Source organism: Comamonas koreensis, assembly GCF_021026195.1.
In the GTDB taxonomy this organism is placed as follows: domain Bacteria; phylum Pseudomonadota; class Gammaproteobacteria; order Burkholderiales; family Burkholderiaceae_C; genus Comamonas; species Comamonas koreensis.
In genome coordinates, this window is the sequence record NZ_JAJNCT010000007.1 from 146840 (window position 1) to 156933 (window position 10094).

Sequence of the window (10094 nt, forward strand, 5' to 3'; positions counted from 1 at the left end):
CGGTGCCATTGCAGTCACTCAAGCAGCCTTGTCGTAAGGACTCTCCCACACCTGTTCCTACCACGTGCACCGTCTAACCCATTGCGTAAGACCAAGGCTTTTTCTATGGCCATGCAGTAGTCAGGTCGTTCAGTGCAGCGCATACTGGGCACAGCGACGAGGAACGGCCTCGCATAGAACCGGCATTCCAGCGGTATTCAAGGAGTTGAAAGCCATGACTTATGCATCCAAACCCCTTCCGGCTCAGGCACTGAGCCCGGAAGAGATTCAAGCCCGTTATGAAAAGGACCGAATTTCTTACCCCGATGGTGTTCCCGACTCCCGCATCACCTGGATAGAGAGGCCAGAATACAAAGGCAATGAGCTCAGCTATCGGGGTCAGAAACCCAAGACCATCGTCACCCTGGGAAGTAGCGCCAGCCCCAGCACCCCTTCCTGAGCATCGCCACGTGTGCAAGCAAGCATGGCGCTCCATGGGTGCTGCCAGATGCATCCATTCCTCTCTCCAACAGCCCTCTGCCGAGGGCTTTTTCATGGGCGCAGTGGCATGCGCCGCATCTCGCACTGCGCCCCTCGGTTGTAAGCTTGTATTAGGACTCGGGTGCTAGCATCAAGGCTCGCAACACAACCCTGTCTCTATCTGATGTCTCCGCTGAACGATGCGCCATTTGCGCACGCCACCCCGCTTGCAGGAAAGCTCTCCAACCGCGCATTCAACGCCCTGGCCCGCCACAACATCACGACCGTGGAAGAAGTCATTGCTGCCTATCCCGAACGGCTGCTCAAGCTGGCCGGCTTTGGCCTGCAGTCCCTGCGCGAAGTCGAGGCCGTGTTCTTCCCCGGCCAGTGCTATCTGGCCGACCTCAAGGACGGCCAGCGCCCGACCAAGAAAATGCATGATGCTCCACTAGCCGCGTTGGGCCTGCACCCTGCGGCCTGAACCACTGCTTATCAGCAACGCTGAGATCGCCCTGACCACATTCCCCGCTTAGTCCTTGCGCTGGCCATATTTGTGCTGAGCGATGCGCTGCGCGTGATAAATGCCAGCATGCCCTGAGAACAGATAGGCCGCCATGCAGGCCATCGCCGCAAACGGCCCGATCTGCGGACCAAACAGCTCCAGCGCCATCAGTGTGGTGGCTATGGGCGTGTTGGCGGCACCGGCAAACACGGCAACAAAGCCCAGGCCCGCCATCATGCCTACCGGCATCTGCAACAGCGGCGCCAGCGCATTGCCCAACGTGGCGCCGATGTAGAACAGCGGTGTCACCTCCCCACCTTTGAAGCCACTGCCGATGGAGGCCACCGTCATCAGCAGCTTGCCCACAAAATCCCAGGGCAGCACAGGCTGCTGAAAGGCCTGCACGATCTCCGGAATGCCCAGCCCCAGATAGCGGTAGGCATCGCAAGCCCATGCGGCAACGGCAATCACCACGCCGCCGATAAAAGGCCGCATCGGCGCACAGGTGATCCAGCGCTTCATCCAGCCGCCCAGACTGCGCGTAGCTGCGGCAAAGAGCATGCCTACCAGCCCGAACAACATGCCGGCAAAGGCGACGGCGGTCACCGGCCACCAACCCATGGGTGCCAGCACGCCCAGCGCGTAATGCGTGTGCTGCACACCCCAGGCCAGGCTGACCTGGTCCGCAAGAATGGCGGCCACAACGCAGGGAAACAGTGCCTCGTAGCGCATGCGCCCAATGGCCACCACCTCCATCCCAAACACCGCGCCAGCCAACGGCGTGCCAAACACCGACGCAAAGCCCGCGCTGATGCCGGCCATCAACACCACGGGCCGGCCCTGCGCTCCGACCCGAAAGCGCTGGCTCAGTTGGTCTGCGAGCGCCCCACCCATCTGCACGGCAGTGCCCTCGCGCCCCACAGAGGCGCCAAACAAATGCGATACGACGGTGCTGACCAATGCCAGGGGCACCATGCGCAAAGGCAGCGTATTGTTGGGCGCATGCACCTCCTCCATAAGAAGGTTGACACCGCCTTCGGCCGCTTGGCCCAGCCGCTGGTAGACCCAGCCCACAGCCAGCCCCGCCAGCGGGAGCAGCCAGACCAGCCAACGGTGGCTGTCACGCCAGGCCGTGGCAGCATCCAGCGCAAAAAGAAGGAAAGCTGAAGCCGTGCCTGCCAACGCAGCTGTGATGGCGGACAGCAGCAGCCATTTGCCCAGATGGGGCAGCAGCGCAAGCGGTGCAAAGGAAGAGAGTTTGGGCATACGGGTCAGAAGCGCGAATGTATCGGCCTGACCCTGCAAGGAATGTATACGCGGCAACGTCTACAGCCCCGACAAGAGTCAGGTTCTGTAGACGTCATCAGCCGCATGGCGCGGCGGTTAAGGAGGTACGTCATCTCCTGGGTGGGGAGTATAGCGAGGGCGGCGTTTCCTCGCTGGGAATCCCATGTCTCCCCATGGCTCCTGCCTTGCCAAGACGATCGGGGAGTGATGCCCGGGCCCATCTGGAGCATGGGGCTGCGCGCAGTGACGCAGGACTACTTGGTGGCAGCAAATCGCACCAGGCTCTGAATATCGCTATTCCAGCCTTCCACCGCCAACTTCTCGCCACTGTGGAAAAGCACATCCGCCTTGATCGTTTTCTTGGAATAAAACGAGCCAGCAATGGCAATGACCAGTCCTATCAACGATCCCACTGGCCCAAAGACCAACCACCCCACCAGCATGAGCATGGGTATCCCAATCAGAAGGCTGAATACGGAGAACTTGGTCTCTTTATTCACCTCGGAATTCACGGCAGCGACCTCAGCCGCGGCAAACGACTTTTCCACTACGCCATTGACGTAAAGCCGATTGTCTTGGCCCACATAGGCCTTTCCCTGAACGCCAAAACTGCCACCGGTAATTTTCATAGACCCTCCTGTGAAGAAAGAGAGATGCTACCAAATACACCTCCATCGTGATGTGCAGTTATCACTGATCGCTGTCGCCAACGCCTGGCGCTTTTGCCGATCTGGCCCGTGGTTTTGCAAGATGCTTCAGAGCAGCGCGCCTGCGCCTCATGGATGCCTCAGCTACTGGGCTGGGCATATGGCCATGTTTATTGCGCCGGATTAAGCTCTCCGGTTCTATCGCTCTATAAGATACTGCGATGAGCACACCAGCACGGGAGACAAGCACATGGCAGTTTCGCAATGGTTGAATCGCAGATCGGGCCCTATCGCCGCAATGGTGCTGCTGGCGCTCAATGCCGGCGCAGCACCTGCCGCGCCCTCCTCGCAATACCCGAACGCCGCCGACAGCGACCCCGTCAAACTAGGCTGGATGGTCGGATCGCCACCGCCTGCCGACCGCATTCTGCGTTTTGAAGATGGCTCGTATTTCAAGTTCCCGGCGATGCGCTGGAGTGTGGCGCACTTTCGCGAGCTGATGCCGACCGTGAATATCTCGCGCGGCCTGCAGCCTGCCGCGCCACTGCCAAGAGCTTTGCGTGACGATATCGACGGCTTGGAATTCAAGCGCCTGGATACCGGTGAAACAATGCGTTGGCGTGCCTCGCTGGCCGCCAACTACACCGACGGTATTGTCGTGCTGCACAAAGGCCGCATTGTTTACGAACGCTATGCCGGTGCACTCCAGCCCGATGGCCAGCATGCAGCGATGTCGGTCACCAAGTCCTTTATCGGCACCTTGGCAGCGATGCTGGTCGCGGAAGGAAAACTCAACCCTGAGCGCAAGGTGGCGGACTATGTGCCGGAACTCGCCGTATCGGCCTTTGGTAGCGCCACCGTGCGCCAGGTGATGGACATGACCACCGGCATCCGGTTCAGCGAAGACTATGCAGATCCCCAGGCGGAGGTCTGGGCCCATGCGGCCGCAGGCAATCCGTTACCCAAGCCCAAAGACTTTAGCGGCCCCCGCAGCTATTACGAGTTTCTGCAGACAGTACAAGCGCAAGGTCAGCACGGCGAAGCCTTTGGCTACCGCACCGCCAACACCGACGCGCTGGGTTGGATCATTGCGCGCGTCAGCGGCCAGTCCGTGGCGCAGCTCTTGTCCAACCGTATCTGGAGCCGCCTGGGTGCCGAGCAGGATGCGTACATGTCCGTCGACGCGACCGGCACACCGTTTGCCGGCGGCGGCTTGAACACGGGCCTGCGAGACCTCGCCCGCTTCGGCGAAATGGTCCGCAACAATGGCTTCTTCAATGGCCAGCAGATCATTCCCGCAGCTGCCATTGCCGACATCCGCCAAGGCGGCAAGCCCGCCGACTTCGCCAAAGCCGGCTACACCCTCTTGCCCGGCTGGAGCTACCGCAATATGTGGTGGATCACGCACAACGACCATGGCGCCTTTGCCGCACGCGGCGTGCATGGACAGACGCTCTATATCGATCCCAAGGCGGAGATGGTGATTGCCCGCTATGGCTCTCACCCAGTGGCCGGGAATGCGGCGAATGATCCTACGTCGTTGCCAGCATTTGAGGCGTTGGCGACGCATTTGATGAAAGACGGGAATTGATATTTCTGAGAATTGCCCAGGGTAACCCTTGCAGCGCTCCTCGATAGCCACTCAGGAATGAACAGGCCATCCACAAGGCGGCATGTTCAACATAAGGAGCTTCGAGATATTCCTCACCGAGCCTTTACCCGCCTGAAGACTGGTTATCCTCAGCGGAAGATCTTGTCTCCCAACGGGTTTTCCTTCTTCCTGGGAGCGCGGTGCTGCCTGATGGCGATCATGCAGATGCAGGGCAACTTCCAAGGGCTAAACCACGCTCATCGCTTTAACCTGAGTCACACACCCAACCTGGTTAATCAGCTGCTGCTCAGTCAAAATTCGAGATTGATATCTGGCCGACATCTGGCCGAATTCAGGGTTTTGGATAGGCCGCGTGTAGCTGATGACGTGTCCCGCAATACCCAGCGCTTGCGCTAGCCATCCCGTGCTAAACGGATCATTGATGGAGATGAGGCAATACTTGGATAACGATGACGGGGTCACCCCGCAAGCGGCAGAGAGCCTGACACTACAGGCGATCAATCTCGGCAACGGCTTTGGTAAACAAGGTCAATGCAGCGTCGCCATCAATGGTAGCCATCAGGTCGATGTCCAACTCCTCAAGGCTAACGTCGCTGTACCCCATGGACCACGTCGCGTAGCGGCGCTCTGCCAGGTCATCACCTGCATTCAACTGCAGGAAGTCAGTATGCCTGCGGTCATTGGGGAGCCTCGCCACCAGCGCGGCGACCTCGCTGGCGGGCCCTTCGATGTATTGCGTGAATCGCTCACCATCAAAAACCAAGATGCCAGTGATACCGTGTGAGGCGTTGAACTCTCGCGCCACCTTCACGATGCGTCCCACTTCGAGAGGGTCGCAGCCGGGGCTCAGCCGACTCGAATAAAGAAAAAAACCCAGCGGAGTGGACACGGCAGCACCTTTCAATGGCTATTGATTCACTTTATCCCTTTTATGGCCATATCTTTAGTGGTTTTCAACTTATATCTATACCGTCAACGCAATACCGGCGCCCAAAGGCCCAGCAAGCCGTGCATGATCATGACAGTGATCCCCACGACGATACCAGGCTCCCCGCCCTGCCAATGGCTGACAGCCTGAGGACAGCGGTGCCCCCAGCCCCATCGCAACGCAAATCGGCAACAAGAGCGCCAAAACGCTGAGGATAGTCTATAGGGGTGATGGGTCGCGCAGACCAGCAACGACGAGAGCGGGCCAGGCCGGTGCAAAAACTCAGAAATGAAAAAACCGCCCAGAAGGCGGTTTGTTCAAAATAGAAACCTGGGAGAGGTTTCTTACCAAATCCCTGTTATCCTGAATTCTGGTTCTCTTCAGAGGGAAAATTTGGTAGGCGCGATTGGACTCGAACCATAAATCCAGGGGAATCAGGTCTCATCCTGTCGCTTCTTAACTCTGGAGCATGCGACAGCAAGCGACCCGAATCCCCATCTAGTTCCCTGAAAAGTACCCTGGGAACTCTCGCGCCACTTTCAGGCCCCAGCGCGAAGCTATCGCCGCTCCGGCGCGGCTCCAGAGCGAGACACCTGCCGCCCTAACCCGGCGAGCCCCCACCCTTCGCCGGTATGGCCCTGCCGCTGGCACGATCCGTGCAGCTCGACCGGGCCCTTTGCAGGGTTAGAGCTTCATGTGGCCGGGAGACAACGGGGGTCTCGCCGGTTGTACCCGTCCTGCACCGTCTCGCTGGCAAATATCCGAACCTCTTCCAAATGTCCGGAGCAGGTCCGGACGTTTGCCTCACCCCACAAACGAAAAAAAGCCTCCCCAGTGCCGTAGTGGCGCCGGGGAGGCTGGTTCTATTTCAGCGGTTTAAGCCGAACGCTTACGGCTTCGTGAAATCCCGAATATCGCGAACAAAGATGACAGGCCAATCAATCCAAACATCCCCAATGAAGGGACTGGAGTGGCCACAGCAACCGCTGGCGTGTCGTCGTCTTTGATAACCACCTGGGCAGGCGAGCCTGCCACGGTGTAGGCATCGGCAAGCGTAGGCGCCGCAATGGACAGCTGTGCAGTGACATTTCCATCGCCTGGCGTCGTGTTGGCCGTAGCAGTGATGGTGCAGGAAGCAGAAGTTGAATTGGCCGCCACCGTGATAGGCGAGGCGCAGGTGGTGCTGTAGCGCGGGCTTGTAGCCGGCAGATTCAGGTTGACGCTCATATCTTGCGTAGAAGGCGAGCTCAGTGTAACCGTGCAGGAGCTGACCTGGTTGTCTGCATCAGTCAACTCCGAAGGACTGCAGGCAACGCTAACCTCAGGCGCAGGAGCTGGAGCAAAGGTCAGAGTTATCGAACCGTCACCGCCATCTGTGCGAAGCGCTCCCCCGTTAGACGCCACAGCAAAGGAGATATTTGCTCCCGCAGAAACGCTGCCTCCTCCTTTCCCTCCGCCACCACCCACCGATGTGCCGCCTCCGAAACCGCCACCACCACCACCAGCCTGACTGTTTCCAGGGTTCACCTGGCCTGCCCCAGTTCCGTTACCAATACCTCCTGCCCCACCAGCGCCATCTGCACTTAAAACATTCCCATTCCCACCAGGCCCACCATTTCCGGCAGCCCCTGCACCAGGTCCGCTAAGACCCGGGGTCGCATTTGCACCTAAAGCGGAGCTTCCACCACCACCCCCTCCAGCAATCACTTGGTTGCCGATGACGCCTGCGTTTACGTTGCTTGATCCACCGCCGCCGGCTCCAGCGTTAAAACCTTTTCCACCGCCTCCGACGAATAGCGGCAAGGTGCTGCCTGGAGTCACCGTGATGGTTCCCGTAACCACTGCACCAGCCGCGCCCACTTTACCGACCCCACCTCCGCCGCCACCTCCAGTGGCAGAAACGGAGATAGCGGTAACACCAGCAGGAACCTCGCAATCGTTTAAACCGACTACGGTGTATGGCACGCCGCTTACACAAGGAGCTGCAAGGACCGAGCCTGACGCGATCCCCAGCACTATAGCTAGCGCTCTTTTGACTGCAAAAGGCTTGCAGCGGAGGCTAAAAATAAAGTGAAATTGCATGCTAATTCCCATAATTTTAATGAGAGGCTGAGTGGGACGTTCTTGGCGAGATACCACTCATCGAAAATTGAAGAAGTGTCATTGTTCAACAAGTGGACTCAATAGATTGCAATCAATTGCCAGTCGTGAGCAAGTTGCACACAACTATGCAGAAAGTTAACTTTTCGCAACAGCGGCCTTTGCACTAGATTTTAAGATTCCTAATAATTTCAAATACATAGGTGTTTCACACTAGTGATGGACTAACTTCGCTCTACAAGCCTGGTCGCTATCGTCACCGCTCAGCCGGCGCTCGATGTTCACCTGGTCGCACAGTGCTGCTACTTCGGCGTCTCGCCGCCTAAGATCGCCTCCGAGGCTTGCGACCACGCCGAGGCCTTCTGCAAGCTGGCGGTCGAGGGCAGCGGCTTTATCTGCAAGATCGCTGCGGGCAGCGGCGTCGGCTTGGGCTTGCGCACGATAAGTGGCGGCTCGGCTGTCGGTGTCGCGGTGCAGGCGCTCAGCACGGGCAAGTTCAGCGCGCACATCAACATCAATACCAGTCTTGAGGTTCGCCAGCCGGTCGGCGTTGTAGATCGTGTCTTGGGCATGCTTGCTCTCCTTGATCGCGGTTTGGGTTTCATCGGTGCGGGCGGCTTCGGCTCGGGTTGCTTTGCCCTGGGCCTGCTCCGTGCGCAGCTCGGCGATGGTCTTGCTGGCCTGCCAGCCTTTGACCACCCAGCCGGCAGAGAAGGCCAGCGCGGCAATGATGGCTGCCAGAGCGGCTTTGATTTGCCAAGTCATGACTGCTCCCCGAGGCACTTGGCCTGACGCTCCAACTGCCGGGTCCACACGCCCTTGCAGCCTTTCGGGCCCCAGTTCTGAGGCAGTGAGCAATCCCGGCCCGCTTGCTTGCGCCAGGCCGGCAGTGCATTGCAGGCCTGTAGGTATTCACCATTGAGCAGGTGTTGGCGCATCGAGCTGGCCCGCCAGTTGGTGATGCCAAACTGGTAGGTGAAGTCCATGTACAGGTCATACTCGCCCTGGGTGAGCTTCACCCCTGGCAGGCTGGCCCGGAACATGGTTTCGTCCTTGCTCTTGTGATCGCGCACGATCTGCAGGGCCCTTTCCTTGCTGATGGGCGGGTCTGCCAGAGTCACGCGGGTGCCGTCTTCGTAGACCGTGGAGCCATAGCCAATGGTCGGCACATCGCCCTGCGTGGGTATGTAGGGTGCAGAGCGGAAGCCCTCCGCGCCGAACAAGCTCAGGATCGCCGCAGCTGAAACAGTAAGGGCCGCCACTGCGACCCGTTGCTTGTTGCTCATGACAGGTCCGCCCTCTGCGTTTCTGACATCGCGTTGAACTCTTGCGGGGTGATGATGTAGCGCTTGCGCGGCTTGATCCAGCCCCAGCGCTCAAATGCAGGCCTCCAAAGCTTCTTCCAGAACCACTCGCAAATGAGCAGCGACGTATATACAGCCGCCACGATGGAGGCAATAGTCCCCCACGGGATTGAGTTGACCCAATACCAGGTCTCAAAACTGGCATTGGCCGTGGCCGCCTTCGCCAGTGCGTCGGCCGCATCTACCTTTGCCGCTGTGGCCAGGCTTAACGCGCTGGCCGCTTTCACCACTGGCATCTTTATTTCTGCACCCATAACGGCCTCTTAAATGAAAAGACCCGCCGAAGCGGGTTGTGTTGTGTGGTGTGGCGAGGGTTACAAGGTCTCGGCGTAGCCGAACAGCTCGTGCAAGTCGGCCTCGGTCAAGTTTAGTCCTGCTGCCAGCTTGAGAACCGTGGGGCTGTCCGACTCGATGGCCGCCGATCCCTGCCAGTCCACCAGGGCCCGGTAGCGGTCGAACTCGTCGGGGATCAGGTTGATCTGCGCCTCGATGTCCTCGTTCTTGATGCCCTTCATGTCGAACAGCGCAAGCAAGGCCTGACGCTTGGTCACAGTCACCCGCGCAGCATCTCGGGCGGCCTGCTCGGCTGCCTGGCGCTCGGCTTCCAGCTGGGCCAGCTCCTCATCGCTCAGGGGCACGACTTCCCACTGCTGCAGGTAGCCGCCCTCTGTCTCCAGTGGCTTCACCTCGACCGCCTTGTGGGTGGCACCATCAAACCCGGGCTGCGGCTGGTCAAGCACCTGTTGGTATTCCTTCAAAGGTACAAAGGGTTCCGGAAAGATCGTCGATGGGTGGCGCTGCATGATGTCGGCTTGGCTCAGTCCCCACTCTTTAGTCGTTGTATCAATGAACATATGCATCCTCAATTAATCGCATTGCCAAGGCGTGTGCCGTTGCCAATCCATGTGACGAAGCTGTTTCCATCCACGTACGCCCCAGCAGCACCGCCCATGCCGTATGCGCCGTCAGATTGCGAATCAAACGTACCGCTGGTTGAGCCATAGTTCCCATTGGCTCCCGGCATTCCAGCCGCGCCCCCATCCCCACCTCGCCCGCCAGTGGCTGTGCCCTGGGTTGAGCCACCGATAGAGGGCCCTCCGACCGATTGAGAAGTGCCGGGATTTCCAGATGTTTGGCCTACGAAAACAAGCGTGCCGGAGGCATTGAAACCGGCCCCGCTGCCGCCTGATCCACC

General features: G+C 59.2%; 11 protein-coding genes and 1 riboswitch. Of the genes, 3 read left to right on the forward strand and 8 right to left on the reverse strand.

Going from position 1 to position 10094, the window contains the following annotated elements:
• Positions 1-214: 214 nt before the first annotated feature.
• Entirely contained in the window at positions 215-439 is a 225-nt protein-coding gene (locus tag LPW39_RS07765) for a hypothetical protein (protein ID WP_230773158.1), read from the forward strand.
• 204 nt (positions 440-643) lie between these two features.
• A complete protein-coding gene (locus tag LPW39_RS07770) occupies positions 644-940 on the forward strand; it encodes a DNA-directed RNA polymerase subunit alpha C-terminal domain-containing protein (RefSeq protein WP_230773160.1) in 297 nt (98 codons plus the stop codon).
• Between the two features lie 48 nt (positions 941-988).
• On the opposite strand, the gene LPW39_RS07775 is transcribed toward LPW39_RS07770, so the two are convergent.
• Complete coding sequence (locus LPW39_RS07775; protein ID WP_230773162.1) at positions 989-2227, reverse strand: voltage-gated chloride channel family protein; 1239 nt, start codon at positions 2225-2227, stop codon at positions 989-991.
• A gap of 81 nt (positions 2228-2308) precedes the next feature.
• A riboswitch (Fluoride riboswitch) is annotated at positions 2309-2374 on the reverse strand.
• A gap of 128 nt (positions 2375-2502) precedes the next feature.
• Positions 2503-2877 carry a hypothetical protein gene (locus tag LPW39_RS07780; RefSeq protein ID WP_230773170.1) on the reverse strand — a complete coding sequence of 125 codons (375 nt, stop codon included), beginning with the start codon at positions 2875-2877 and terminating at the stop codon, positions 2503-2505.
• A gap of 316 nt (positions 2878-3193) precedes the next feature.
• Between LPW39_RS07780 and LPW39_RS07785 the strand changes: the two genes are divergently transcribed.
• The gene (locus LPW39_RS07785; RefSeq protein WP_230773208.1) at positions 3194-4486 is read left to right on the forward strand and encodes a serine hydrolase domain-containing protein; all 1293 of its coding nucleotides are present in this window, start codon (positions 3194-3196) and stop codon (positions 4484-4486) included.
• A gap of 508 nt (positions 4487-4994) precedes the next feature.
• Here the strand turns inward: LPW39_RS07785 and LPW39_RS07790 are convergent.
• The 6 genes from LPW39_RS07790 to LPW39_RS07815 form a co-directional block, all read right to left on the reverse strand.
• Positions 4995-5396 carry a BLUF domain-containing protein gene (locus LPW39_RS07790; RefSeq protein WP_230773173.1) on the reverse strand — a complete coding sequence of 134 codons (402 nt, stop codon included), beginning with the start codon at positions 5394-5396 and terminating at the stop codon, positions 4995-4997.
• Positions 5397-6311: 915 nt separating this feature from the next.
• A complete protein-coding gene (locus LPW39_RS07795; protein WP_230773174.1) occupies positions 6312-6662 on the reverse strand; it encodes a hypothetical protein in 351 nt (116 codons plus the stop codon).
• Positions 6663-7748: 1086 nt separating this feature from the next.
• A complete protein-coding gene (locus tag LPW39_RS07800; RefSeq protein ID WP_230773176.1) occupies positions 7749-8300 on the reverse strand; it encodes a hypothetical protein in 552 nt (183 codons plus the stop codon).
• The gene (locus tag LPW39_RS07805) at positions 8297-8821 is read right to left on the reverse strand and encodes a glycoside hydrolase family protein (protein ID WP_230773185.1); all 525 of its coding nucleotides are present in this window, start codon (positions 8819-8821) and stop codon (positions 8297-8299) included. The genes LPW39_RS07800 and LPW39_RS07805 overlap by 4 nt, the downstream gene beginning before the upstream one ends.
• A complete protein-coding gene (locus tag LPW39_RS07810) occupies positions 8818-9153 on the reverse strand; it encodes a hypothetical protein (RefSeq protein WP_230773187.1) in 336 nt (111 codons plus the stop codon). Before LPW39_RS07810 ends, LPW39_RS07805 begins: the two co-directional genes overlap by 4 nt.
• Before the next feature lie 60 nt (positions 9154-9213).
• Entirely contained in the window at positions 9214-9753 is a 540-nt protein-coding gene (locus LPW39_RS07815; RefSeq protein ID WP_230773189.1) for a hypothetical protein, read from the reverse strand.
• Positions 9754-10094: the final 341 nt, after the last annotated feature.